Annotated in this window: 32 protein-coding genes and 1 pseudogene; 27 read left to right on the top strand and 6 right to left on the bottom strand. The window is 70.7% G+C overall.

Annotation, left to right across the window (positions count from 1 at the left end):
- Position 1: 1 nt before the first annotated feature.
- On the bottom strand, positions 2-232 hold the full coding sequence (locus tag ACZ5TL_RS31030) for a hypothetical protein (RefSeq protein ID WP_468593971.1): 231 nt from the start codon (positions 230-232) through the stop codon (positions 2-4).
- 98 nt (positions 233-330) lie between these two features.
- On the opposite strand from ACZ5TL_RS31030, the gene ACZ5TL_RS31025 reads away from it, so the two are divergent.
- From ACZ5TL_RS31025 to ACZ5TL_RS30925, 21 genes and pseudogenes are all read left to right on the top strand, one after another.
- Positions 331-756, top strand: a complete 426-nt coding sequence (locus tag ACZ5TL_RS31025) for an RRQRL motif-containing zinc-binding protein (protein ID WP_468593970.1) — start codon at positions 331-333, stop codon at positions 754-756.
- A 50-nt stretch (positions 757-806) separates the two neighbouring features.
- Positions 807-1,754, top strand: coding sequence for a DUF4097 family beta strand repeat-containing protein (locus tag ACZ5TL_RS31020; RefSeq protein ID WP_468593968.1), 948 nt, complete (start codon positions 807-809; stop codon positions 1,752-1,754).
- A 165-nt stretch (positions 1,755-1,919) separates the two neighbouring features.
- Positions 1,920-2,969, top strand: a complete 1,050-nt coding sequence (locus tag ACZ5TL_RS31015; protein ID WP_468593966.1) for a DUF6919 domain-containing protein — start codon at positions 1,920-1,922, stop codon at positions 2,967-2,969.
- 17 nt (positions 2,970-2,986) lie between these two features.
- Positions 2,987-3,379 carry a RapZ C-terminal domain-containing protein gene (locus tag ACZ5TL_RS31010; protein WP_468593964.1) on the top strand — a complete coding sequence of 131 codons (393 nt, stop codon included), beginning with the start codon at positions 2,987-2,989 and terminating at the stop codon, positions 3,377-3,379.
- A 100-nt stretch (positions 3,380-3,479) separates the two neighbouring features.
- Entirely contained in the window at positions 3,480-4,268 is a 789-nt protein-coding gene (locus tag ACZ5TL_RS31005; protein WP_468593963.1) for a hypothetical protein, read from the top strand.
- 98 nt (positions 4,269-4,366) lie between these two features.
- A complete protein-coding gene (locus tag ACZ5TL_RS31000) occupies positions 4,367-5,257 on the top strand; it encodes a hypothetical protein (protein WP_468593962.1) in 891 nt (296 codons plus the stop codon).
- Between the two features lie 131 nt (positions 5,258-5,388).
- Positions 5,389-5,880, top strand: coding sequence for a hypothetical protein (locus tag ACZ5TL_RS30995; protein ID WP_468593960.1), 492 nt, complete (start codon positions 5,389-5,391; stop codon positions 5,878-5,880).
- 93 nt (positions 5,881-5,973) lie between these two features.
- Positions 5,974-6,429: a transcriptional regulator gene (locus tag ACZ5TL_RS30990; RefSeq protein ID WP_323711857.1), complete on the top strand. Its 456-nt coding sequence runs from the start codon at positions 5,974-5,976 to the stop codon at positions 6,427-6,429.
- 56 nt (positions 6,430-6,485) lie between these two features.
- A complete protein-coding gene (locus ACZ5TL_RS30985; protein ID WP_468593958.1) occupies positions 6,486-7,502 on the top strand; it encodes an AAA family ATPase in 1,017 nt (338 codons plus the stop codon).
- Positions 7,499-7,891 carry a hypothetical protein gene (locus tag ACZ5TL_RS30980; protein WP_468593956.1) on the top strand — a complete coding sequence of 131 codons (393 nt, stop codon included), beginning with the start codon at positions 7,499-7,501 and terminating at the stop codon, positions 7,889-7,891. Before ACZ5TL_RS30985 ends, ACZ5TL_RS30980 begins: the two co-directional genes overlap by 4 nt.
- Entirely contained in the window at positions 7,888-8,199 is a 312-nt protein-coding gene (locus ACZ5TL_RS30975; RefSeq protein ID WP_468593954.1) for a hypothetical protein, read from the top strand. The genes ACZ5TL_RS30980 and ACZ5TL_RS30975 overlap by 4 nt, the downstream gene beginning before the upstream one ends.
- Positions 8,196-8,621 carry a hypothetical protein gene (locus tag ACZ5TL_RS30970; RefSeq protein WP_468593953.1) on the top strand — a complete coding sequence of 142 codons (426 nt, stop codon included), beginning with the start codon at positions 8,196-8,198 and terminating at the stop codon, positions 8,619-8,621. Before ACZ5TL_RS30975 ends, ACZ5TL_RS30970 begins: the two co-directional genes overlap by 4 nt.
- A 109-nt stretch (positions 8,622-8,730) precedes the next feature.
- Positions 8,731-9,303 carry a hypothetical protein gene (locus ACZ5TL_RS30965; protein ID WP_468593951.1) on the top strand — a complete coding sequence of 191 codons (573 nt, stop codon included), beginning with the start codon at positions 8,731-8,733 and terminating at the stop codon, positions 9,301-9,303.
- Between the two features lie 35 nt (positions 9,304-9,338).
- Complete coding sequence (locus ACZ5TL_RS30960; protein WP_323711633.1) at positions 9,339-9,587, top strand: hypothetical protein; 249 nt, start codon at positions 9,339-9,341, stop codon at positions 9,585-9,587.
- Positions 9,588-9,681: 94 nt separating this feature from the next.
- A complete protein-coding gene (locus tag ACZ5TL_RS30955; RefSeq protein ID WP_468593950.1) occupies positions 9,682-9,978 on the top strand; it encodes a hypothetical protein in 297 nt (98 codons plus the stop codon).
- Positions 9,975-10,607, top strand: coding sequence for an ASCH domain-containing protein (locus ACZ5TL_RS30950; protein WP_468593948.1), 633 nt, complete (start codon positions 9,975-9,977; stop codon positions 10,605-10,607). Before ACZ5TL_RS30955 ends, ACZ5TL_RS30950 begins: the two co-directional genes overlap by 4 nt.
- 94 nt (positions 10,608-10,701) lie before the next feature.
- Positions 10,702-11,825, top strand: a pseudogene (gene dnaN / locus ACZ5TL_RS30945) (DNA polymerase III subunit beta).
- A gap of 104 nt (positions 11,826-11,929) precedes the next feature.
- The gene (locus tag ACZ5TL_RS30940; protein WP_468593947.1) at positions 11,930-12,649 is read left to right on the top strand and encodes a hypothetical protein; all 720 of its coding nucleotides are present in this window, start codon (positions 11,930-11,932) and stop codon (positions 12,647-12,649) included.
- 70 nt (positions 12,650-12,719) lie between these two features.
- Complete coding sequence (locus tag ACZ5TL_RS30935; protein WP_468593946.1) at positions 12,720-13,094, top strand: hypothetical protein; 375 nt, start codon at positions 12,720-12,722, stop codon at positions 13,092-13,094.
- Complete coding sequence (locus tag ACZ5TL_RS30930) at positions 13,087-14,115, top strand: DUF5131 family protein (RefSeq protein ID WP_468593945.1); 1,029 nt, start codon at positions 13,087-13,089, stop codon at positions 14,113-14,115. The genes ACZ5TL_RS30935 and ACZ5TL_RS30930 overlap by 8 nt, the downstream gene beginning before the upstream one ends.
- 5 nt (positions 14,116-14,120) lie before the next feature.
- The gene (locus tag ACZ5TL_RS30925) at positions 14,121-14,351 is read left to right on the top strand and encodes a hypothetical protein (RefSeq protein WP_468593944.1); all 231 of its coding nucleotides are present in this window, start codon (positions 14,121-14,123) and stop codon (positions 14,349-14,351) included.
- Between the two features lie 92 nt (positions 14,352-14,443).
- Here the strand turns inward: ACZ5TL_RS30925 and ACZ5TL_RS30920 are convergent, their stop codons facing one another.
- The gene (locus tag ACZ5TL_RS30920; protein WP_468593943.1) at positions 14,444-15,280 is read right to left on the bottom strand and encodes a hypothetical protein; all 837 of its coding nucleotides are present in this window, start codon (positions 15,278-15,280) and stop codon (positions 14,444-14,446) included.
- Positions 15,277-16,254, bottom strand: coding sequence for a ParA family protein (locus ACZ5TL_RS30915; RefSeq protein WP_468593941.1), 978 nt, complete (start codon positions 16,252-16,254; stop codon positions 15,277-15,279). The genes ACZ5TL_RS30920 and ACZ5TL_RS30915 overlap by 4 nt, the downstream gene beginning before the upstream one ends.
- A 385-nt stretch (positions 16,255-16,639) precedes the next feature.
- On the opposite strand from ACZ5TL_RS30915, the gene ACZ5TL_RS30910 reads away from it, so the two are divergent.
- Complete coding sequence (locus ACZ5TL_RS30910) at positions 16,640-17,530, top strand: PIN domain-containing protein (RefSeq protein ID WP_468593940.1); 891 nt, start codon at positions 16,640-16,642, stop codon at positions 17,528-17,530.
- Between the two features lie 64 nt (positions 17,531-17,594).
- The gene (locus ACZ5TL_RS30905) at positions 17,595-18,377 is read left to right on the top strand and encodes a DUF6292 family protein (RefSeq protein ID WP_468593938.1); all 783 of its coding nucleotides are present in this window, start codon (positions 17,595-17,597) and stop codon (positions 18,375-18,377) included.
- Between the two features lie 33 nt (positions 18,378-18,410).
- Here the strand turns inward: ACZ5TL_RS30905 and ACZ5TL_RS30900 are convergent, their stop codons facing one another.
- A complete protein-coding gene (locus ACZ5TL_RS30900; RefSeq protein WP_468593936.1) occupies positions 18,411-18,608 on the bottom strand; it encodes a hypothetical protein in 198 nt (65 codons plus the stop codon).
- Between the two features lie 159 nt (positions 18,609-18,767).
- Here ACZ5TL_RS30900 and mobF point away from each other — a divergent pair, with 159 nt between their 5' ends.
- Together mobF and ACZ5TL_RS30890 are read left to right on the top strand one after the other, a co-directional pair.
- Positions 18,768-20,591 (top strand): MobF family relaxase, encoded by a 1,824-nt coding sequence (gene mobF / locus ACZ5TL_RS30895; protein WP_468593935.1) that lies wholly within the window; start codon positions 18,768-18,770, stop codon positions 20,589-20,591.
- The gene (locus ACZ5TL_RS30890; protein ID WP_468593934.1) at positions 20,588-20,935 is read left to right on the top strand and encodes a hypothetical protein; all 348 of its coding nucleotides are present in this window, start codon (positions 20,588-20,590) and stop codon (positions 20,933-20,935) included. Before mobF ends, ACZ5TL_RS30890 begins: the two co-directional genes overlap by 4 nt.
- Positions 20,936-21,507: 572 nt before the next feature.
- Here ACZ5TL_RS30890 and ACZ5TL_RS30885 read toward each other — a convergent pair.
- Positions 21,508-21,966, bottom strand: a complete 459-nt coding sequence (locus tag ACZ5TL_RS30885; protein WP_468593933.1) for a hypothetical protein — start codon at positions 21,964-21,966, stop codon at positions 21,508-21,510.
- A gap of 95 nt (positions 21,967-22,061) precedes the next feature.
- The gene (locus tag ACZ5TL_RS30880; protein WP_468593931.1) at positions 22,062-22,487 is read right to left on the bottom strand and encodes a hypothetical protein; all 426 of its coding nucleotides are present in this window, start codon (positions 22,485-22,487) and stop codon (positions 22,062-22,064) included.
- Positions 22,488-22,943: 456 nt separating this feature from the next.
- Between ACZ5TL_RS30880 and ACZ5TL_RS30875 the strand changes: the two genes are divergently transcribed.
- Together ACZ5TL_RS30875 and ACZ5TL_RS30870 are read left to right on the top strand one after the other, a co-directional pair.
- A complete protein-coding gene (locus ACZ5TL_RS30875; protein ID WP_468593930.1) occupies positions 22,944-23,411 on the top strand; it encodes a hypothetical protein in 468 nt (155 codons plus the stop codon).
- Positions 23,412-23,532: 121 nt separating this feature from the next.
- On the top strand, positions 23,533-24,588 hold the full coding sequence (locus ACZ5TL_RS30870) for a replication-relaxation family protein (protein ID WP_468593929.1): 1,056 nt from the start codon (positions 23,533-23,535) through the stop codon (positions 24,586-24,588).
- The last annotated feature ends 49 nt before the right edge of the window (positions 24,589-24,637 follow it).

Here is a 24,637-nt window from a genome sequence, read left to right as displayed (position 1 = left end):
CTCACTTGCTGCTCTTGGGTCCAGGCTTCGCGGGCTCAATGCCGTTCTCGCGGGCGATCCGCCGCACGTACGCCGCTGTGAACGGAGATCTCTCCGTCACGTCGGTGGGCCGCATCCCGCCCTTCAGAGCTGCAACGACAGCTGCGACGGCGGCCTTTCGCGCCTCGTCGTGGGCTTCCTCGGTCTCTCTGTACCGCTGAGTGGCCTGATCCAGCCCCTGTTCAACATCCATGCGCAACAGAGTATCGCTACACGGTTGCGTATCGCTCCTCTGTATCGCTACTTTGTATCGCAACGGTGGATCGGTAATCCGGCGAGGGAGGGACACCCGTGCGTAAGGACGACTTCGACCCGCAAGAGAACGACGACCTGGTCGACGTCGACCCGTACGCACCCACCGAGCCGCCGACGACCATCCCGATCTACAAGCGCAACCAGGCACCCGAAGGACTCGCCACCAAACGGCAGTTGAGGGCGATGGGACTGCGGCCCGGCGGCCAGGACGTGGTGGCCGAGGTGGAGACGCGCGGCCCGAAGAACGGCTTCCTGTACGAGATCGCCAAAGCGAAGCCGGTCCGGCCGATGACGCTCGCCAAGGAGTACGCGCTCGACAAGGCCATGGCCGCCCGCCAGACCTGCCCCAAGTGCGGCCGCCGTTTTTACGGCTGCCTGCGTACCTCGCTCGGCATCTGCCTGGAGTGCCACGAGGGCACCCCCGCGCACCCCAGCTCCTACATCAACCCATCGGCCGCCTGACCCAGCGGCTTTCACCCTTCACCGCCATCGACCAGCAGAGGAGATCTGCCATGCCCACTCGCACCCTCACCGCCCAGCAGCCCGGCCCGATCCTGATCGACGCCCAGCTCCTGGGCGCGGGCGGCGTCGTCACCGTCCGCACGGACCGCACCCGCAAGGAAGCCGAGATCACCATCCGCACCGCCGACGAGACCGGCGACTCCGCCGACGCGGTCCGCGACGCCGACCTTCGGTGGGACGCCCGCGGCGCCCTGGTCGCCCACGTCCAGGGCAAGGGAGGCGGCATCAGCGGCGGCAGCACCACCATCATCCGCGGCGGGGGCGGCACCAGCGTCGTCCAGTCCTTCGGCACCGTCCACGGGTCCGTCACCGGCATGGTCATCGACGGCGACATGACCATGGTCGGCGGCAACGTCTACGTGAACGGCCGACGCATCACCCCCGGCCAGGGCAGCACCACGATCATCACCGGCAGCTCCCCCATCGAGATCACCGCCGTGGTGCCCGAGGGAAGCTCGGTCACCGCCCGCACCCAGTCCGCCGACGTCACCGCCGACGGCACCTACACGGCCGTGTCCGCCTCCACCCAGTCCGGCACCGTCCGCGCCCCCGGCCAGACCGAGCAGTTCACCGCGGGCACGCAGTCCGGCGACATCGACGTGGAGAACTCCCCGCACATCACCGCCAAGACACAGTCCGGCGACATCCGGCTCGGCCGCACCGACGTCGTGGAGGCCAGCACCATGTCCGGCGACGTCACCATCCGCGACTTCGGCGGCACCGCCCAGCTCAACAGCATGTCCGGCGACATCCGCGTCCACGCCACCGCCGGCGGCGACATCACCGCCAAGACGATGTCCGGCGACGTCAACGTCACCGCCACCGAGCAGGCCGTCAACGACGACCTGGACGTCCGCGCCAACAGCATGTCCGGCGACGTGCGCCTCCCCAGCCGCCGCCAGTCCGGCACCAGCGGCCCCCGCCGCCGTCGCAGCTGACCGACCGGCTTCTGTCGGTCCCGGACACCCCCGCCAGGGCGGTCCGGGGCCGGCGGTGGCCGACCGGCCAGCACCGCCCGGCCCGGGCGTGCCCGTGATCGCGCCCGGGCCGGGTCACCACTTCGGACCACCGCCCTTTGGAGGAACCGCATGAGGCGCTTATGGATGAGCCGCGCCGACCGTGCCCGCTGGCAGGCCGCCCGCACCCTGACCGACCTCGGCAAGGTCACCGCCGCCTGGTGGGAGGGCACCGTGCGCAGCCTCCCCGGTCACCGCGCGAACCACCGCCCCCATCCCGCCCTCGCTGAGCACACCGCGGCCCTCGCCACCGCCAACCGCGCCGGATTCGTCATCCCGGCCGCGCAGGCCGGCTTCGTCGACGGGCAGCTGCAGCAGCGTGCCGCGGTGCAGGGCTTCGCCACCGACCCGGCCCTCATCCGCCGCCTGGTCGACGCCGCCGAAAAGGCCGGCCTCGAGATCGCCCTCAACGACTGGCTCGACTTCGAGTACGACGGGCCCGGCACCGGGATCACCGTCACCACCGGCGACGGCGCCGACAACCTCTTCGGCCAGGCCCTCGGCCTCCCGGACCTGAAGGCGATGTGGCCGAAGCTCCCGCACGCCGTGGACGCTGTCGCGGACGCCCTTCAGATCACCCTCGCCGACCCGCAGTTCGGCCCCAGCACCCTCCTGTGGGACACCCTCACCGCCGCCATGCCGGCCGAACCCTCCCCCGCCCCGAAGATCATGTGCCGGGAGTGCGGCTGCACCTTCCGCAGCAACTGCGCCGACGGCTGCATCGGCGGCGTACAGGACCAGGCCGACGGCCGCTGCCCCGCCTGCATCGACCCCAGCATCGTCATCGACTGGTCGAAGGAGCCGGAAGAGAAGGAGTGCGCCCTGTGTGGCGCCCCCTTCTTCCACGCCGGGTCGTACTGCTCCCTGGGCTGTGAGGCCGCCGACGGCTACGGCGACGAGGACGACGAGGAGGAAGTGGTCGAACAGTCGTCCCCCGCAGGCGCCCGCAAGGAGTGCACGCTGTGCCGCGCCCCGTTCTCCGGCACCGGCGACTACTGCACCGTCCTGTGCAACCTCGCGGACACCCCCTGGAGCGGCGGCGAGGGCGAGCCACCGCTTCGTGCATCCGAACGCATCCAAGCCAAGCGCTCCCAAGCGGCTGACCCTGACGACCCGTGGGCCACCAGCCCGTTCTGAGCCCGGAGACCAATCCCATGGACATCCGCATCACCTCGTTCGGGCACCTGCACGGGCCCGCCCCCGTCGGCGCGCACATCACCCTCGACCTGCGGCACTTCCGTGACCCGCACGTCGACCCGAGCCTGCGCGCCCTGACCGCCCGCGACCGCAGGGTCATCCGGGCTGTGAAGCGCACCCCTGGCATCGAGCAGCTGCTCGCCGCCACCGTCGCCCAGGTTCAGGCCTACGCCCGCAGTCCCGGCGCCGGGCAGCGCCCGCTGCACGTCGCGGTCGGCTGTGCAGGAGGTAGGCACCGTGCCGGTGTCACGGCCTATCTGCTGGCCCGGCGCCTGCGCCGCCGTGGCCACCAGGTCACCCTCCACCACCGCGACCTGCACCGTCCCGTCGTCGAACGCGCCGCAGCCTGACGGCTCCCCGTGCCGCCCCAACCCTCCCGCAAGGGCTGGGGCGTTGCGGAGGACCGGACAGTCCGGCCCCACACCGCAGACCCCCTCCCGGAGGCCATCCGTGACCAAGGCACCGATCCACTACATGGTGACCATGCCCGACGGCACCGTCCCGCCCACCGCCGGACCCAGCAGCCAGTACGCGACCGTCAACCTCGCCGAGCACGTGGGCCAGGTCGTCGACCACCCCAGCCCGGGCAAGAAGTGTTACGACGTGAGCGCGTTCTCCTACTTCCGCACCTACACCCAGCGCGGCATCGGCGAGGTCCTCGAACGCCGCGGTGAGTGGCCCGTCGAGTGGCCGGTCCGCTTATGGATCGTCGAGCCGCTCGGAGAGACGGGCAACTGGGGCGGCCGGCACTACCCGTACTGGGTCCTGTGCCACCAGCTGAAGGTCGTGGAGGAGACCGAGATCTGGAGGGCCTTCGGACACCGCGGCCAGCAGGTCTGGGACCTCATCGACCGTCAGCTCCCCGACCTGGCCCGGCAGTGGGCCGACGAGTGGCAGAGCGACCCGGACGGCACCCACAGCCGCTACGACGACTGGAACGAGCGCCTGAGCGACACGCACGCGCTGTGCTGCTGGGTGCGCAACAAGGCGGATGGCTCCCGGCGGGAGGCGGCCAAGGAGGTGGCGCAGGAACTCGCCCGGGCCGCCGCCGAGAAGACCGCGGCCGCCGCCGGCGCCGCCGAGGACGCCGTCGCCGCGATCAGCCGCCGTGCCTCGTGCCTCACGGCTGGCCAGCTGCTGCACGACCGCATCTGCCGGGGCGACTACCAGAAGAGCATCCGCGCACTTCTGCTCGGTGCCGGTCTCGACAGGAACGTCCCCGCCCTCGCGAACGCCTGAGGCCTGACGGCCCCCTGTGCCGCCCCAACCCCGACCGGGGCTGGGGCGGTGTGGAGGACCGGAACAGCCCCGGCCTGCACCGATTCGAAGGAGGGTTCGTGACCACTTCCACCACCGTCGCCCGCACCATCGGCGAGAACGTGCTCGACAGCATGAGCGTGATCGGCGGTGTCGTCGTCGGCACCACGGTCGGCCGCCTCGCGCACGCCCGCACCACCGACCGGAACGGCCCCGCCAGCCGCCTCGCCGCCGGCGTCGCGGCCGGACTGGTTGCTGCGGTCATCACCGACAGCCTGCTGAACACCGCCACCAGCTCCTGGCGCAGCACCCTGAACGGCAGCGCCCCGAAAGTCCCCGCCGCGACGTTCGACCAGGCCCGGCCCCGGATCACGGCGCAGGCCGCCGCCGACGCCGCGCACAAGGCCAAGTCCCGCTGGTACTGGAGCGACTGGCGCAACCCCGCCCCGAGCGACGCGCTGTGGCACGGCTACGAGGACGGCACCGCCACCTACTACCTGGCGCCCGGCCTGTACCTGCGCTACCAGCCCCACCACAGCGATCTCGGCACCAAGCGGTCGATGGGCTGGACGGAGCAGTACAGCCTGGAGACCGGCGAGGGCACCACCGTCCTGACCGGACCGGCCCACCTGCTGGAACTGCTGGACTCCCGGCACACCATGCCCGTCCCGGCGCGCGAGCGGGCCGAACAGCTCGAGGCCATCGTCGACGCTGCCCTCGCCGAACAGCCCGAGGACGACCTGACGTGCCCGGCCGTCACCGGCGAGGTCATCCAACAGCGGGCCGCCGCGCGCGACATCGTCGACGTCACGCACACCGAGGCGGTCGGCCTCATCAACGAGCGCCTGTACCAGCGCAGGATCCGCCTCGCGTCCGCCAGCGCCGCGCACGAGGACGACCAGGAGGAGAGCGCGGACGGGCAGCCGACGGAGGCCGACCAGGACACCGCGGCCGTCGCGTCGGCGGCCTGAACCCGGCAGTTCTCGCTGCCCCACCCGCTCTGACGGCTCCCTGTGCCGCCCCAACCCCGCCCGCAGGGCTGGGGCGGTGCGGAGGACCGGGCAGATGGGCCCGATCCCCGGACACACCCCAAGGAGACCTTGTGACCGACATCCTCGAACCCGTCGTCGCCCCCGCGCTGGACGACGCCTCCCCGCTCGCCCGTCTGTTCGCGATGGTCAGCGAACTCGACACCTACACCGAGGCCGAGCAGCGCGACGACGCAGAGATCGCCGCCGCCCACCACGTCTACAACGCCTACGGCGCCACCGTCGGCCAGGTCCTGGACGGCGAGGACTGGGTCGGCCAGATCCCGGTGAAGGACAACCGGCTGGAGGCCAGCGCCGTCGCCTGGCTGGAGGGCGGTTTCTGGCTGCACCACACCCTCGACATCAGCGAGGACGACGGCGCCCGCGACGTCCTCACCCTGATCGCGCCCTGCGCCTGCAACTCCGGCTACGTCGACTTCCAGCTGGAGAACGAGGACGACCTGCTGGAGGTCCTCACCGACCTGCGCCGCACGCACGGCCGCGTCCCGCACGACGACGGCGAGTGCGCCAGCGTCCCCGACCCGCACGCCCCCACCACGAAGTGACGCCCGGGGGCGGCCGCCGCATCCGACCAAGAACGCCCGCGGCCGCCCCCGTTCTCCCGCAGCCCGAACAACGAGATGAGGAGCACCTCCAGCATGACCGATCACAGCCCCCGAGCCGCCCGTTTCGCCGCCGTCTACGCCCTGATGCGCATGGCCGCCGACCTGGGTGACCACTGGATCCAGTCCGACCACCAGGCCGTCACCAAGGGCCAGCACGACGAGAACGACGGCCAGTCCAGCCGGGCCGGGCGCATCGCGTGCACCGCGCACGTCGCCACCTACACCGCCACCCAGGCCGCCGTCCTGTACGCCGGATCCCGCGTGCTCGGCCTGCGCCTGAAGCCCGGCCGGGTCGCCGCGGCGCTCGCCCTGTCGGCCGGCACCCACTGGTGGGCCGACCGGCGCATGCACCTCAAGGCCGTCGCGGACGCCACCGGCAAGGGCAACTTCTACCAGCTGGGCGGCCCCCTGGGTGGCGCTTACGCCCTGGACCAGGCGTTCCACCACACCGTGGAAACCGTCGCGGCCGCCATCGCGGCCTCCAAGTGAGCCCCGCCGACCCTCCCGCGCCCACCCAGCGCCTCGTTCCCGCAGGGAGCCCCACCGTGACATCGTTCCTCGACACCGACTTCCCCGACCCGGCCGTCATCGTCCTCATCGGCCCGTCCGGTTCGGGCAAGTCCACTCTGGCCAGCACCTGGGAGCCCACCCAGGTCCTCAGCCTCGACCACTACAGGGCCCTGGTCTCGGACTCGGCCGGCGACCAGTCCGCCACCGGCGACGCCGTCTTCGCCCTCCTGCGTGTCCTCGAGGCCCGCCTGCGCCGCGGGCTGACCTCCGTCGTCGACGCCACCTCCACCAACCCCGAAGACCGCGCCACGCTCCTGGCCACGGCCCGCCGCTACGGCGTTCCCACCGTCGCCCTGATCGTGCCCACACCGCTGAGCGTGTGCCTGGAACGCAACGCCTCCCGCACCGGCGACCGGCAGGTGCCCGAGGACGCAGTCCGCGCCCAGCACCAGGCCATGGTCGCCACCGCCTCCCCCGACCGCCTGCTGCAAGAGGGCTTCGACTACGCCGAGTTCGCCCCCGGCATCCAGCGTCTCGGCCGGCTCGGCGCGCTGCTGCAGCGGGCCAGCGACACCCGGCGCCGCGAGCTCGGCCTGGACGGCGGCGACAAGCCGGGCGACGCCTGGCACCTGCGCCGCTACTTCGGCCCCGAGATCGCCCGCCTGGCCACCTGGAAGGACGGCTCCGACCTCGTCACCGGCGACGACCGCGTCGTTGTCCTGGAAGTCGCCGGCGACCACCTCACCCTCGCCTACCGGCACGACGCCGACGGCGAGGGCAACTTCGGCTTCGACGTCCTGGTGCCCTGCCCCAACGACACCGACCGCGACGACGACGATGAACCCTGTGGTCCGGCCTGGCTGCCCGCCTACAGCGCCACCGGCCTGCTGCACGCCTACCAGGGCAGGCACGAGAGCGACGACGGCCTGATCTGCGAAGGCTGCGGCTACGAAGGCGAGATCGACCACGAGGCCGCCGACTGGGAGGCCGGATCCGACCCCGAGGACAGCGGCGACCGGCAGACGCAGTACGCGGGGGCGGTCCGGTCGTGAGCACACCCCCCATCGAGCCGATCCTGGACCCGGTCGAACGCCTCGCCGCGGCCCTGCGCGCGGGGCTCGGAGAGGCGTGGGAGCCCACCATGGGGCCCGGCGCTCCGGCCGCGATCCTCACGAACACTGGCGCGGGCCGGTCGGTCGGCGCCGACCCCGACCCGGAGACGGGCCGCATCACCCTCCAGGCGTGGATCGACGGCGGCGACGGGCGTACGCCGACCGCGATCTACACCGCGGACATCTCCCGGCACCGCGACCTCGCCCACTGGCTGTCCTGCGGCAACCTCAACGAGCCCGCCGTGGTGATGGCACGGACCCTGCGTCTGCTGCTCGCCCAACTCCCCTCCGACACCGACCTCGACGCGCGGGACAGGGGCGAGAAGTGAGCGCCAGCGGGGCCTCGCGCCCCGACACGGCAGCGCAGGGATGGGACCAGGCGGTCTTCCGCTGCGGCCGGTGCGGTGCCGACCGCACGGTCACCACCGAGGCCGACTACCTGAAGGCCATCTGCGTTCACCGCGACGCGCACGCGCTCTGGGACCGCCTCAACCCGATCGAACGCGACGGCCTCGCCTCGATCCTGCGGGTGCTGCTGGCCGATGTCGGCCTCGGCCGGGAGTTCCTCGCCCTCATGGACAACCAGCAGCAGGCCACCCGCCCGAACCCCACCACACAGGAAGGAGCCACCCCGTGAGCCTCATCGGCCAGGAAGAAGGCATCGAGCACGGCACCCTGCGCGGCCACCGCCAGCACACCCGCCGCAAGGTCCCCGCCACCGAAGCGTGCGGCTGTCTGCAGGCCAAGCGCGCCGACGAACAGGCCAAGTCCGAGGCACGGCAGGCCGGCCGCGCGCCCCGGGCTGCCGGGCAGCACAAGTGGAACGGCGGGAAGTTCGCCGCCGGCACCTCCCGCGCGGAGGCCAACACGGCCGTACGGGCCGCCTGCCCCACCGAGGGCTGCGGCCAGGAGGCCGCCGGCCGCTTCCCGAAGCAGCGCGGCTGGGTCCGGGTCCACGTGGCCGGATCGACCGAACCGGCCCGCGACTTCTGCTCCGGCTCCTGCGCGACGTACGGCATCGCGCTCGCCGAACTCCGCATGGACAACGCCGCCGCCTGAGCTGACGGCCGCCCGTGCCGCCCCAACCCCGCACGCGGGTTGGGGCGGTGCGGAGGACCGGACAGACCCGCCCGGCCCTACGCAGGACCCGAGAGGAGGACCACCCCTCATGACCGTTCTTCAACTCGCCCCCGCCCTCCACAACCGAGACGACCGTCCGCACGACGACGGCACCGGCCTTGAGCCGATCGTCGCCCTGCACCAGCGGGTGCAGAACTTCGACCTGTCCCAGCGGGAGCAGCAGCGCGGCGAGGAGGCCGCGTTCCAGGCCGTACTGAACGCCGACGCCGTACTCACCGGCGCCTTCCCCGACACCCTCGACACCGTGGTGCAGGCCATGTCCTGGACCGGACACCCGCCCGTCCCGGACGCGCAGCTGATGGCCAGTGCCGTCACCTACCTCGGCTCCGCCGACGGGCTGCGCGGCTGGTGGCTCCACTACACCCGCCGCGAGGAAGGCATCGGCGAGGACGGCGACCTGGTCCACGTCCTCACCCTCATCGCCCCCTGCTCCTGCGGCACCTACCTCAGCGTGGAGCTGGTCGACGAGGACCACCTGATCGTCCTGCTGGACGAACTCGACACCGCCCCCGGCGCCCCCATCGACTGCGACTACCGCTTGCGGATCCGATCCAGCAGCTACGCCGACCCCGCACACACCAGCATCGAGCCGCCCTTCTAGGGCCCGCTCGCACCCGACCGTGCACGGACGAAGCGATGCACTCCGACCCGTGGCTGGTGACCTTCCGCCTGCTCGATGAGGCCAGCACCCGCCACAGCTACGTGATCAAAGACGCTGCCAGCGCCTACCTCGCCCGCGCGGCAGCCCGCAAGCTCGCCGACAGCCCGGCCGAACAGGCCGCCCGCGACGGCGCAGCCATCGACCCCCGCTACGACGACGTCCTCGCCCTCACCCCGATCGTCCTGGCCCACACCCTGCACTTCGACGCCAGGACCCCCACCTGAATCCGCCCCGGGACGGCCGCCTTTCGGCCTGAGAAACCAGCCGGCCGTCCCGGGCCACACCATCCCGCCCGCAGGCGAGAGGAGCACCCTCATCATGCCGTCCCGACCCCGCCCCGCCCACTCCCCCACCCGCAAAGCCCGCCAGGCCGCGGCCGCCAGAATGCGCGCCATCGGCCTGGGACGTCGCCGCCCCCTGCCCCATCGCGGTCCCAGCTTCCTGTGCGGACCCTGCAACGTCGCCTGGGCCGGCGCGGAAGCCGACTGCTTCTCCTGCGGCCTGCCCGCCACCCAGGAGCACAGCCACCCCGGCACCGCCCTCCAGATCCTGCTGATCGCCGTCGGCCGCACCCCCGTCCTCAAAACAGACCCCCAGATGGAGGAGTCCCGGTGACCGCCACGATCGCGGACGCCTACGACGCCCGCCTCTACGCCCGGGCCCGTCACGAGGCCGAACCCACCGGCGCACTCTTCACCGCCCCCCAACGGCCGGCGCCACTCACAGCCGAGCAGCAGCGCCTCAACTTCGAGCTGCTGGGCCAGGGCATCAGCTCCCGCCACCAGGCCGCGCCCACCGAGCCGACGCTCACCGCGATCCGCGCGCTGACCATCCAGCCGCCCTGGTCGGACCTGATCGCCCTCATGAACGAGGCGATCGCCAAGCGCATCGAAAACCGCGTGTGGACCACCCACTGGCGAGGCACCCTCCTCATCCACGGCGGAAAAACCATCGACAAGCGGGCCCTGGCCCTGCCCGCCGTCCGCGAGGCACTGCCCGACGACTACGAGCCGGTGCAGGGACACGTCGTCGCCGTCGCCGACCTCGCGGGCATCCACGCGGACGACGGCGCATGCACCCGCTGGTCCGAGCACGGCTGCTTCCACTGGGAGCTCCGCAACGTGCAGCCCCTGCGCGAACCGGTCCACGCCACCGGATCGCAGCGCCTGTGGAAGCCCAGCCGCCTGCTCCTGGACCAGATCACGGCCGCCAACCCGGCACTCACGACGCGGCTCACCGGATAACACCCGCGCCCCAGCCCGGCCGTCACCACGGCGTCCGGCTGCCAGCCCCTGCCAGTCCGCCCCACCCGATCACCGACGAGACAGGAACCCGTTCGTGAAGTTCACCGTGGATCACGCCGACCTCGCCGCCGCCGTCAGCTACGCCGCCCGCAGCCTCCCCGCCCGGCCGCCCGCCCCCGTCCTCGCCGGGATCCTCCTGGACGCAGGCGACGACGGCCTGCGCGTGAGCAGCTTCGACTACGACACCTCCGCCGACACCGTCGTCCCCGCCACTGTCGCCGACAACGGGCGCGCCGTCGTCTCCGGACGGCTGCTGGCCGACATCGTCGCCCGCGTCCGCGGCAACGTCGACCTCGAACTCACCGGCCCCCGCCTGGTCCTGCGCGCCGGATCCGCCCGCTTCACCCTGCCCACCCTGCCCCTGGAGGAGTACCCGGCGCTGCCCGAGGCCGGCGCCACCTCCGGCACGCTGCCCGGACCGGCCTTCGCCGAAGCCGTCGCCCAAGTCGCCTGCGCTGTCGGCAAGGACGACACCCTGCCCGTCCTCACCGGTATCCAGCTCCGCCACGACCAGGAGGACGGCACCCTCACCCTGGCCGCCACCGACCGCTACCGGTTCGCCGTACGCACCATCGCCTGGAAGAACTGCGACCTCACCGCCGACCGCACCACACTCGCGCCCGGAAAGCCGTTCCTGGACGCAGTCAAGGCCGTCGCCGACGACACCACCATCGACCTCTCCCTCCCGACGCCTCCGGCTCCAACGGCCTGTTCACGCTGCGCACCGACCACGCCACCACCACCCTCCGCGGCCTGGAAGGCGACCTGCCCAAGTACCAGACCCTCTTCCCCACCGAGTTCAACCACACCGCCACCGTGGAGATCGCCGCACTCAAGGACGCCGTCCAACGCGTCGCCCTGGTCGCCACCAAGGAATCCCCCCTCCGGCTCACCTTCGCCGCCGACAACACGCTCGTCCTGGAGGCCGGCACCAGCGACGAAGCCCAGGCCGTCGACAACGTCGACACCAACCTCGACGGCGACGAACTCACCGTCGCCTTCAACCCCGCCTTCCTCCTCGACGGCCTGAACGCCCTCACCGCCGAATCCGTCGACTTCCACTTCACCACCAGCACCAAGCCCGCCGTCCTGCGCGGGCACGGCAGCGACGACCAGGCACTGCGCTACCTGCTCATGCCGATCCGCATCACCGGCTGAACCACCCAACCTCACGCCTGCGGGGCGGCCGTGACACGACTCCGGCCGCCCCGCAGCACCACCGGCTCCTGCCGACGCCATCACCCTCGAAGGAGAACCTCTTCATGACGAACGGCACCACCCAACTCACCCGCCTGCGCACACGGATGCTGGCCACCGCGTACAGCAACGCCGACTTCTGGAACCAGCGCACGGCCTTCCTCACCGACCAGGCGGTGGCAGCGCTCGCCCGCCGCGACCCCGCCGCAGCCGAAGACCTCGCCGCGTCACTGATGAGCCCGGAACCCCTGCACGACACCCAGATCCTGGGCGCGGCCGTGGAAGGCGGCATCGACACCAGCGGCTGGGAGGAGCGCCGCGAGAAGATCCGGACCTACGCCCGCGACGCCTACGAGCTGTCCCCGAAGTCCGACCCGGCAACCGAGGCCGAGCGGATCTGGGCATCGCTGTACGACAACTACCCGCAGATCGCGGACGCCCTGGCCACCTTCCTCCGTGACATGCCGCCCACCTGGCACGAGGACCTGTTCACCACCAGCCCTCACTCCCCCGCCGTCTGCCGGACGGCCTCGGAGCTCCCCGGCCCGGAGACGGCACCGTACGACCCGCTGGACTGGGAAGACTGCCCGGCCTGCGCCGAAGCGCAGGACCAGTGCCGCTACCACCGCGGCGTCTTCGCCGGCATGGAGTACCAGCGCGACCTGATCACCACGGCCCTGACCGATCACGCGGCCATCGACCAGCTCCAGCAGCGCCACGCCGAACTCGAGGCGAAGGCCGCCCAGTCGGCGGCCGCCGACACGAGCACGCCCACCACCCAGTGAAGCCCGGGGCGGCCGCAGGCCTGCGAGCCCGGCCGTCCCATCCCCCCGCCACTCCTACGGAAGGACCACTGTGCACGGTCAGACCGACTCCACCACCGCTTCCCGCCCGCCGATCGTCGCGTTGTGCGGGTCGACCCGGCACTGGGACGCTCTCGCCGAAGCCAACCTCTACGAGACCGCAGCCGGCCGCATCGTCCTCGCCCCCGGCTGCAACATGAAGCAGCCGCACCCGCTGTGGGAGGACCCGGCCCGGGCCGACCGGCTCAAGCAGCAGCTCGACGAACTGCACCGCCGAAAGATCGACCTCGCCGACGACGTCCTCATCGTCAACCCCGGCGGCTACATCGGCGACAGCACCCGCAGCGAGATCGACTACGCCCGCAGCCTTGGCAAACCCATCCGCTACACCCACCCCGTACCCGCAGACGAGGACAACCGTGGCTGACACCACTTCCATCGAATGGACCCGATCCGAGGACGGGACACCGGGAGCCACCTGGAACCCGGTCACCGGCTGCACCAAGGTCAGCCCCGGCTGCGACAACTGCTACGCCGAAACCTTCGCCGAACGGTGGCGCGGTACGGAAGGCCACCACTTCGAGAACGGCTTCGACCTCACCCTCCGGCCGGACCGCCTGCGGCTGCCGCTGACGTGGCGCAAGCCGCGCCGCATCTTCCTCAACAGCATGTCGGACCTGTTCCACCAGGACATCCCCGATGCCTACATCGCCCAGGTGTTCGCCGTCATGGCGCTCGCCCCGCAGCACACCTTCCAGATCCTCACCAAGCGGCACGCGCGTATGAAGGCGCTGCTGTCCCGCCCCACCTTCTGGCACCAGGTCGCCGACGAGGGCAGAAGGCACTTCATCGGCTGCCAGCAGGACTGGCTCGCGGTCGGGGCGATGCTGGGCGGCGACCCGCTCCCCAACGTCTGGTTGGGGGTCTCGGTCGAAGACCAGAAGTGGGCCGACATCCGCGTCCCGGCCCTGCTCGAGACCCCGGCCGCCGTGCGCTTCCTCTCCTGTGAGCCGCTGCTGGGGCCGGTCGACCTCAAGCAGGCCGTCATCACCATGGGCAGCGAGCGCGGCCGCGGCCTGACAGCCTCCTACGTTCATGCCGGGGGCTGCTGCGAGAGGGGCCTCCACGGCATCGACTGGGTCATCGTGGGAGGTGAATCCGGTCGCAGCGCCCGCCCGATGCATCCGCAGTGGGCCCGCGACCTGCGCGACCAATGCGAGTGGGCAGGTGTGCCGTACTTCCTCAAGCAGTGGGGGGAGTTCGCACCCGAAGATCACGGACACGACCGCGGCGGCATCATCCTCATCGACGCGCAGGGCCGCAGCTGGAACCGCAGGGAAGCCCTCGCCCCAAAGGACGCGGTCCGCATGCGCCGGGTCGGCAAGAAGAACGCCGGCCGCCTCCTGGACGGCAAGCACCACGACGCTGTCCCCGCGACCGCCCGGTGAGCGGCATGACCGGCCGGGTGTACCTCGAACGAGGCCGCCCCGTCACCGTGGTCATCCCGTACTGCGCGCGCCGCGCCCCTGACATCCCCGGCGCCTGGCTGCACTTCCAGTGGCCCGGTCGGCGACCAGTCGCCGGGCCGCGCAACGTGGCGATCCGCCGCACCGACGGATCGAAAGTCGTCCGACCGTTCCGAGGCCTCACCCGGAGCGCTCCGTACGACAACGAGGACGGCTGATACGACACCAGCAGGCCCCGCCCTTCCCGGGCACTCTCCGGGAAGGGCGGGGCCTTTTGTGTTTCTGTAAGCGGTCGCGGCAGCAGCTGCTGTCAGCTCTGGTTCTTGCCACGAGAGCGGGTGTTCGTCGGCAGCGGCGGCAAGAAGGCATCGAGCGCAGCGTCCACGAAGTCTGAGCGGCTCGGGAAGCCATACCCCTCCGAAAACGCGTCGATGACCGCGAGTTCCTGGTACGACGGTCGGAAGGACTGCTGCACGCTGTTCTTCATACGGCCGCGCTCGGTCCGCCGCCCCGGCACATCCCCGAAGAGGTCGTCCGGGTCGTAGTCCTCTTCGTCGACTGGCTGCTGCCGGTGGCGAACCGACTCCAGTAGTTGCGCGAAGAGGTCGTTCCTTCGGGCATGGATCACGGCCCGGCGTACGACGACGGCGTTGGTCGGCTCGGAGCCCTTCTCCATCTTCTTGGTCAACTGGTACTGGGCGAAGCGCTCCCGGACCGAGTCAGACACCATGACGGTGCACTGAGTGGCCTTCTTCCCCATCTCTCCCAGGTCGGGGATGACGATCTCGGATACCTCGGCCATGGGACGCGTCTCAAGCACGCGCTCGGTGGCGGGCGCGGCCGCGGCCCGGGTGGCGGGAACGCGGGCTGCCGCAGGTGCTGGCGCTGCCGGATCAGGCGACGGCTGCACTGAGGCCGCCGACGCTACCTCGGCCGGAGGCGTTCCTGGCGTCTGCGGATCCGTAGCGTCGACGGTGGCCGACTCCTCTGTCCCAGCATCTGCGGAGCGCCGGCGGCGGCGCGGACGGAACGCGCCCTGCGCTGCCGCCGAGAAGGCGTCCAGGGAACCGTCGTCCTCGGGCAAACCACCGCGCCGGGTAGGCTCCTCAGCCGTCGTGGTCTCGTCTGCGATCTCTCCGGCGCTCACGCTTCGTCCTCCGCCTCGTCATCCTGAATGGCGACCATCGCCTGCATGATCTCAATGGCCAGGGACTGATAGTCACCTGCCAGGTCCTTCATCGACTTGCGCAGGCCCGGGTCCAGGTCCTTGGACCCCCGTAGCTCCTGGGGGACCTTCCCGGCCTTGCGCGCCGCTACAGCGGCAGCTTCAACGTGCCGGACGTACTGCTCGAACACCGGGGCAGCGCCCTTGAGGTCATGGGCGAGATCAGCCTTGATCTGGCTCTGGACCTTGGTCGCCGAGGAGTTCGTCGCAAAGAGCACGACTCCCAGCAGGCGCAGCATCGGGTTGATGTGCGCGGCCTGGCCGAAGCGCTTGGCCACGACACGCAGGCCCTTGCGAGAGGAAGGGTCGCTCTTGGAGGGGATGAGGACAAAGTCTCCGGCTGTCATCGCCTCCAACTGCAGAGGCTCTGAGCCAGGTGCGACGTCGAGAATGATGATGTCGTAGTCGTCGCGCACGCGGTCGATGGCAGCGGCATACATGCCCATCCACGCTGACTGATCTTCAGGAGCGGTAGCCCGGGTAGACATACGCCTCTGGCAGTACAGCTCTTCGACGACATCTTCAAGCGCATCCCCGCCCGGAACTACATGCAGATTGGGACGCGCCTGTCCGGTCGGGATCAAAGGCTTGCCGTCAAGGATGGCTGCTGCCTGCGCCTCGCCGTCGTCTGCGAGCTTGGTTCCGGTGAAGCCCAAGTCCTCGCCGTTGTTCCCTTGCTCATCCATCTCGATCAGCAGAACCTTCTTGCCGATCTTTGACCAGGCAACAGCCAAGGCTGCGGACAAGGAAGACTTCCCGACGCCTCCCTTGCCATTGACGACGACAAACACCTTGGCTTCGAGGGCATAGTCCTCGATGAGGGCAAGCCTCCGTGAGAGCGAGCGCTTCACCTCGCTCAAATCAACCAGTTCCATCGGAACGGATCGCACTGTCATGGGGTCTCCTTCCTTCCTGCGCATCGACGGGTGACGGCCCCAGACACTACACAGTGATCATCGGAAGGATGAGGAGACTGCCCCGGTTGAGGCTCAGAGTCCACCTGATATGTGGACTGCCGAGGCGGTCGCATGACGGGGCGAAGTTGCGACTGAGTGCGTGACCACTAGTGCGCTATATAGGACGACCTATAGCGCGTTTGCTAGCACTTTACCTAGCGTGTGTGTGGCTCAGCCTGTCATCCCCGACGAGACCGCACACGCTGACCCGAATTACCAGAAGATCGCCAAATGCATCAAGTCCCGCACGAACGCGGTGTTGGTCGCCGGATGACCCGATGGAAGGCGCAGCGGACCTGCTCGACCATGGAGGATGATCGAGGGCATGCCCAAGAATCCGCCGCCTCCGACCTACGTTGAGCATCTGCTGTCCGAACTGGCGGACATGGAAGCCTCCTACGCTGCCGTACTGGAAAGCTCCCAGGTCCGGGCACGGCAGATGAGCGGCGGGGGCCTCCAAATCATCGGGCACCCCTGGGCCTGGGAGCCGAGCACTCCGGACACCGAGGCCCGCAGGATGGAGCTGCTGCGACAGGTACGCGACTGGGCACCCCGCTTCCGGCTCCTCTTCCCTCACCCCACACCAGCTGTCGAACGCCGCATGGGCGACGCGATCGGCCTGCTGGAGGACTGGCTGGTCCGGGACGGTCGGGTGAAGCATCGCGCGCCTCGGGACATCCCCGGGGCTCTGACCCGGCTGAGCGAGGCTGCCGCAGCGCTCCGTGAGCTCGTTGAGCTGCTCCCGGAGGACGACTGGCGGGTACGCGTGGTCGTGGACACCAACACCTTGATGGACGACCCCGACGTGGCGATCTACAAGGACATCGTCGGCCCGCGCTACATGGTGCACCTCCTGCCCGTCGTGCTGCGCGAGGTGGACGACCTCAAACGCAGTGGCACGCGGCCGGAGCGCCGGGAGGCCGCGAAGAAGGCCGACAGGAGGCTGAAGGCGATGCGCGACAACGGCGACGTACTCAAGGGCGCACGAGTCGCGGGCGATGTCTACGCCGTCTTCGAGCACATCGAGCCACGCTCGGAGGGCCTTCCCACCTGGCTCGACCTGGACGTCCCCGACGACCGCTTCATCGCTTCCGCGCTGCTGCTGCAGTCCAGGCACCCCGGCTCCAAGGTGTACGCCGCGACCAGCGACATCAACCTGCAGACCAAGCTCGCCGCAGTCGGCCTCCCCCACATCGAAAGCCCCGCAAGCGCCTGATCCGGGGCCAGCCAGCAGCCGCCGGGCCGCCCCGACCTACCCACCACGAAGGAGCCCCATTCTCATGGGCGAGGTCCCGACCCCCACGCCACGCGACCGAGCGATCTATCACCGGACCGGCCACTACATGGCCGACGTCGCCGAACTCCTCCTGCGTGACGGCTACCCAGTGATCCATGCCGGGTCCTGCCAGCCCGAGCACATGGGCGGCCTCGAAGACGACGGCGGCGGGTACGTCGACCTCGCTCCCGAGGTCCTCGCCCAGGTGAACGGGGCGCAGCAGAACGCCATGGAGCTGCACCTTGCATGGGACACCAGCAGCGGCTGGTCTCTCGTCACTGAGATCCCCAAGGCCAAGGACGTCACCCGCTGGATGGGAGCCGGCCTCACTCCGGCCCCCGAGAAGGTGGCGGGCTTCTTCCTCGCCGGCCTCCTGGACTTTCCCAACGCGGGCAGCGAGGAACGCCCCCACTACCGCAAGCCCGGCCACGACCTCGACGGCCTGGCCGAACGCCTCGCGCCCTTCGACAGGAAAGGCTCCTTCAGGGACCGCTTCCACCATGCGCGGAACGCCGCTGCCGAGCGCCTGGCCGTCGACGCTGTGCTCTCCGAGGACACCGTCGTGTCCATTCCGATGCGCGCCGGGGAACTCAAGGCCCTCCAACGGCTCGCCCAGTTCGTCGACATGAGCGAGGCGCTGCGCGGTGTCGCCGTACAACTCATCGCGGACCTGAAAGCCAGAGCGTCCTCAACGAGTGACGAGAGCCAGATCGAGTCCGTCAGGTCACACAGCACCGGTGTGGCACAGGCCAAGGAGATACGCCGGATAGGTCGCGGTCGCGGCTGATCCTTCCGTAGCGCAGTATTCGCACGGCCCGGGTCAGCTGCCGTAGCGGGCGTTCATCAGGTCGTTCCACTTCTGCGTGTTGGCCGGGTCGTTGGCGCAGCTGGTGCAGTGGGGCAGGTAGTCGGTCCGGGTGGGGTACGGCACGTTCGAGCGGACTTCGACGCTTGTGCGCAGCGTGAGCGGGCGGCGGCACAGCGGGCAGAGGTCTCCGTGGAGCAGTTCCGTATTCATGCGGCGGACTGTGCACAGGGCGACGGCTTACCGTCTCGGGCTGAGCGGACGGCCCGCCTGACGGGCACGCCGGTAAAGATCTGGTGATGGCCTCCCGCCCGGCGGGAAGGACCCTCGATCGCGCTTTTTTGCAGGTCAGCGCCGGGGTTCCATGGGCCGATGATCAGCATGTCGCCAGTTCGCCCGGGGAACGGGTGGCGCTACCTGTTCCGCGGTGTGATGGTCGGCGACGGCCACCGCCCCGCGGGCACACCGCTGCGCGCCGCCCAGGACGAAGCCGGTGTCCCACCCGGTGTCTGGAAGGGCCGGGGCCTGGCCGCGCTCGGTCTCAAGGCCGGGGATGTGGTGACCGAGCGGCAGGCGGAACTGCTCCTGGGGGAGGGCCGGCACCCGGACGCCGACCGGATCGAGCGCGAGCTCCTGGCGCAGGGCAAGAGCCCGGCGCAGGCCCGTCGGGCGACCGTGCTGGGCAGACCTATCGAGCACAACCGCTCACCCGAGACCGACAAGGCCAAGGAACGCACCCCCTGGCTGGCCTTCGACCTGACGTTCCGGCCCCCGCCGACGGCCCACCTCGCGTGGGCCCTGATGGACGACGAACACCGCCTGGTGCTGGAGCTGTGCGACGACATCGCCCGCGACAAGACCCTGGCGTGGCTGGAGGAGTCGGTCGCGCAGATCCGCTCGAAGGCCGGCGGCAAGCAGCGCGCCCCGGTCAAGGACGGGCTGATCGTCGCGGTCTTTAGGCACTACGAGTCCAGGGCCACGGAATCGAGGCCGCTCCTCCACGCACACGCGGTCGTGTCGATCCGCGCCCGGCGGCCGCACGACGGGAAGTGGGGCAACCTGTCGGCGGACTCGTTGATGGCCAACATCGTTGCCGCTGACACCCTCTACACCTTGTACTTCATGGAGGAGGTGTCCGCCCGGCTCGGGTGGGCGTGGGAGCCGCGCGAGGTGACGCCCGGCCGCCGGCCTGTCATGGAGATCGCGGGCATCGACCAGCGGCTCATTGGCTGGCAGTCGACCCGCCGCCAGCAGATCGAGGACGCGCTGCCCGTCCTCACCGCCAGGTACGAGGAACGGCAGGGGCACGCGCCGGGGGAGCGGGCCGCCTACGCGCTGGCCTGCCAGGCCGCCGACCAGACGCGCCCGCCCAAGCGCACGGAGCTGCTGTCGCTGACCGAGCTGCGTAAGCGATGGCGCACCTCAGCGATCCGGGCCTACGGCGCCGACGTCGTCGACAGGCTGGCGGAGCGGGCGCGGGCGGCGGCCGCGGCGGTGTGGGCGCGGGTGCGGCCGGTGGTCGACATAGCGCTGGCGGCCGTCGACGTCGTCGCCGTGGTGTACGTGATGCGCGGCGCCTTCGCACGCCACCACCTGCTCGCCGAGGCCCGCCGTCACCTCTCCTACGTTCTGCGCGGCCGGCCTCACGAGCCGGGCCTGGACGACCAGATCGTGCAGGCGGTTGTCGACGACTACACCCGCCCCGTCGGGCGCGGCCGGAGGATGACCGCCGATCTGCGCGCCCTGTACCCGAGCGACACCGAGGACCAGGCCGTGCTGCGCCCGCTGACTCGCAAGCGGACCGCCCCGCTGTACGAGCGAGCCCGCCTCGCCGCCGACGCCCTGGCCGCCCGGGTCCATGCGGTGCGCCGTGCGGAGCGCCCGGGCTCCCGTATCCGACCACGCACTGTCGCCGTGCCCGCCGCCTCGAGGACGCACCCGCGGCCGTTCCGCACCGGCCCGAAGAACGGGCGCCTCCTGGAGCCGGAGACCGGCGTCGACACGGTGGAGCAGACGCGCCAGACCTTGGAAGCCGCCGCCGCGCAGTTGGCCGCCACGCTCCAGGACAGCCGACGGGCACGCGAGGCCGCCCACGGCCCCCGTCCGCAGCCCACCCCGGTGACGGCCCCGTCGCCACACACCCAGCAGCCCGGCGTCCAGCACACCCCGGGCCGAAGTTCAGGAGGAGTCGCATGAGCACCCCGGAAGAACTGCCCAACCCCGACGACGCACTCGCCCGCGCCCGCGCGGCCCGCCCGGAGATGGCCGCCGCGCTCGACGAGGACCAGGAGCCCGAGCTCGACGAGGACCTGGGGTGGCAGCCGGTCTGGAAGCGGCCCCGGAAGTTCAAGTCGAAGGCGGACAAGAAGAAGGAGCTGCGCAAGCAGCGGGAGCGGCTCCGGGACGCAAGGAAGCGCCGCCTCGCTGCGGGGAACTCGCGGCGGCCGCGCTCCCGGCAGAGCCGGATCGGGAACGCGGCCGCGCGCCGCGATGCCCGTGCACTGTCCCGGGTGCGGTACTCCACGGCCTGGCTGTGGTGACGATGCCGGGCATCGTCCACTGAGTGGATCCCACGATGTTCTGCATCCGGTGGCGATGCACGACATCGGGTGGACTCCACCCGATGGACTCCACTCAGTGGGCTCCACCGAGTGGACTCCACTCCGGTGCGCCGGATGACGATGGACGCCACCGTGGTGCGCACCGCGATGGTGCGCCCATCGCACCCGGTGCGCCGCGCCCGGCGATGCCCGGCACTCTCGCACGCGCACGGTGCGCCGCACGCGATGTCCCGCACCGCACCGGTGCGCCCATCGGCCGACCCCTTGACCAGGTGCGGCCGGAGGCGCGCGACCCCTTGTCCAGGTCTGCTGCCGAGGACGATTCCCCTTGACACAGCCCGTTTCGGCTGGCGATCAGGCCGTGGTCAAGGGGGTGTGTGATAGAGGAACCCGCCCGGCCGTGGCGCGCGCCCGTCGCGGTGCGGCGATGCCGGTGGAGCGCACCGCGGTGGCGCGGCGCGGTGCGGCGATGCGGCGGACCGCACCACGGTGGTGCGGTGGTGCGCCCGCGATGCGCGCCGCACCGCACCACCGCCGTCCCGGAGGTGCGGCTACGCGGTGGTGCGGTGCGCCGGGTGTGCCTCCATCGCCTGCCTCACCCCTGCGGCCTCCAGCTGGCGCAGCACGTCGGCGACGTCGCCCTGGTCCTCGGTGAGGATGTTCTCTGCGAAGCGGACGATGGTCTGGGCGATGCCCGGCGGGAAGGCCAGGCAGGCGCCGTCGCCGTGGCGCAGGACCTCCAGCAGCAGTCGCCCGAGCGCCGCGGCCAGGAAGGAGTGTGGGCACGGCTCACCGTCGCAGTCGTCCACGGCGGTGACGGGGATGAAGATGCGCGCGGCGACGTCCAGGAGCAGCTGGCGCAGCTCCGGTCCTGTGTCGGTGGCGACCGCGCCGGCGGTGTCGATATCGCGGGCCTGCAACGCCCGGATGTAGGCGAACGCGCCGGCGACATCATCCGGGTGCATCGGGGTCAACGGCTCGGTGGTGGCGGTGGTGTTCTTCTTGGGCATGACGGCTCCGTAAGTTGTTGGCTGGCCCGGGAGGGCTGGATGTGGCTGACGACGGCTTGCCGGTTGTGGCTTGCGAGGCGTGGCCGTCCGGTGGCTCAGGCGGCGGTCGGGCACTCGGGGGAGACGTCGCCGCGGACGTCAGCGAGGAACTGGGAGACCTGGTCGACCTCCTGCATGCACTCGATCAGGAACCCCGCCGCGATCCACGCGGTCTGCGCCCCACCGCCCGCCAGGCACCACCGCTTGAGGTACCGGCTCGCCACCGTCACCATCTGCCGCAGGGCGTACGCGGACTCGCAGTCGGCGTGTTCGTCGGGCACCGCGGTGATGTAGTCGGCCAGCAGCAGCTCGCCGAACTCGCCGATCAGCCGCGCGAGCTCCGACCCGTCAGAGTGGAAAGCGGCGAGCGCGGCCTTGTCCTGCTCGCTGCCCTGGCCCCGCCAGACCAGCTCCACGTAATCGGCGGCTCGCGCGATCTGCTCCGGGGCGAGCTGGGAAACCTTCGACGCAGTCGTCTCCATGACGCTTCCTCACTGTCGACGGGCCACCGCGCTGATCGTGGCGGCCACAGAAGCGATCTTCGGAGCGATTGCCTGTGGATAGATTCCGCGCACCGACGCTGAGCGAACCCGCCCGGCCGACGTGTGACGTTGCGCGGTAGTTGGCGGCTTTGCACGATGGTTGGCGAGGCCGCTTTAGCGATCGCGTGACCTGCGCGTTTGGCTCCGGAGCCCAGCGTTCCGGCCCCGGCTCGCCAACTACGGAGCAACATGTCGCGCTGACCGGCGCCAACCCGAGAGCGGCCCGCCATGTATCGCGCAACGTCACACCGACGCTCGCGTGGCCCCCTTGTCCACCTCCGCTACCTGCGACATTCCGCCCATTCCGGTGAGGAGAATTCTCCGTCCCGGCACGCTGCGCGACCCCCCGGGGAAAAGCCGCTGCCGCCCGGGGCCTGCCGCTGGGAGACTGCGGGGATGACCACGCAGCGGCTGCCGTTCCCGGTCCCGGACGAACGCGCCCACTACTTCGTCGACAGCTACGCCGACATGCACGACCTCGTTGAGGACCTGGTCGTGCCCGCCGGCACTCCCGAGGCCGCGGCGAGCGTCCTGCGGACGGCCCGCGAGCTGCTGCGCCAGTCGTACTACTGCTACGAGTTCTCCACCGTGGCGGTCATGCACTCCCTGATCGCGGTGGAGATCGTGCTGCGCAACCGGATCCCGGACGCGGGCAAGAAGCCGCTGCACCAGCTCATCAAGCAGGGTGCCGCCGACGGGATCCTGACGGCCCGGCAGGCGGAGTACCTCGACTACGGTCGGCAGATCCGCAACGGCATGGCGCACGGACAGACCACGCACGCGGTGATGCCGCCGGCCATGGCGATCCCGATGGTGACGACCTCGTTCACGATCGTCTCCGAGCTCTGCGCCGCACCTGCCTGATGATCACGGCTCGGTAACGGCGCTCAGTGGAGTGTCACACCGTCGACTTTCGCCACACCTCTACCAGGTGACGGGGGACTTCCATCCGGACCCCCGCGCCACCTGCGTGAGGAGCCTTGTCATGACGTACACCAGCAGCGCCCGGCAGCCCGAACCGGAGCCGCGCCCGACCTGGACAAGGGGTGCTGAACGCCCATCGGGCGGCCCGGAATCCAGTGCCGTGAACGGTGCCGCGAACGATTCCAACGTCGTGCCCATCACCGCAGCTCACACCGCCCGACAAAGGGTCTCCCGGCACGCTGACACCTCTCTCCCTTCCCCTGAGACGTCAGCGAAGGGGAAGAAGTCCACTCCGGCCATGAAGGTTCGTGCCGATGCGCTGCGGATGCTGGGGTGCGTACGGATAGCCACGGTCCGGCAGATGGCTGAGGTAATCACGAAGGATGAGTCGGACGGCCGGTCGTACGTGCGCAGGGCGATGAACAAGCTGGCGGAGCTGGGGCTGGCGGAGACGAACGGCAAGGCGGGCAAGCACCCGATCTGGAACCTGACCCCGGCGGGACAGAAGGCTCTGGCCGACGGCAACGAGCTGCCTCCCCGACCGAAGGCCGGCACCGGAGCCAAGGCGGTGAAGGCCGGGTTCGGTCCGCACGGCGTCGCGGTGACGGACATGATCCTCGCCTACGGCGGCCGCAAGCACCTGACCGACTGGCAGGTGGAGGTCAACCACGCCATCAAGGAGACCGGCCTGAGCTTCAACACCGACGCCGTCCTCGCGCTGCCGACGAAGACCAGCGAGGTGCGCCTCTTCGAGCTCGACAACGGCACCATGTCCCAGGCCCGCCTCGCCAAGGAGGTCTGGGACTACGAGCGCTACGCCGGGCACCGCGTCTGGGAAGGAGCCCGCGGCACCAACGGCCGCACCTTCCCGTTCTGGCAGCGCCACCGCTACACCCGCTCCCAGACCTTCCCGCGGCTGCACGTCGTCCTGGCGGGCAAGGAGGAGCACCTGCTCGACAACCGCCTCCAGGCGCTCGCCGACGACGTGAAGGGCATCGCCGTCGCGGTGTGGGTGAACACCCTGCCCCGGCTCCAGCGAGGCGAGCCCTGGTACGAGATCGGCGTCGACGACCCGGACCGGCGCCGCGAACGCTACCCCGAGCCAGCAGGCCGCTGACAGGGGCGGGTGGGCAAGCCGCCTCACAACGGTGGCTTGCCCCGGGAGC

This window comes from Streptomyces sp. NPDC033136, from assembly GCF_055578235.1.
The sequence above is the reverse complement of the archived record's forward strand: the minus strand, read 5'-3'. Positions and strand labels throughout refer to the sequence as shown.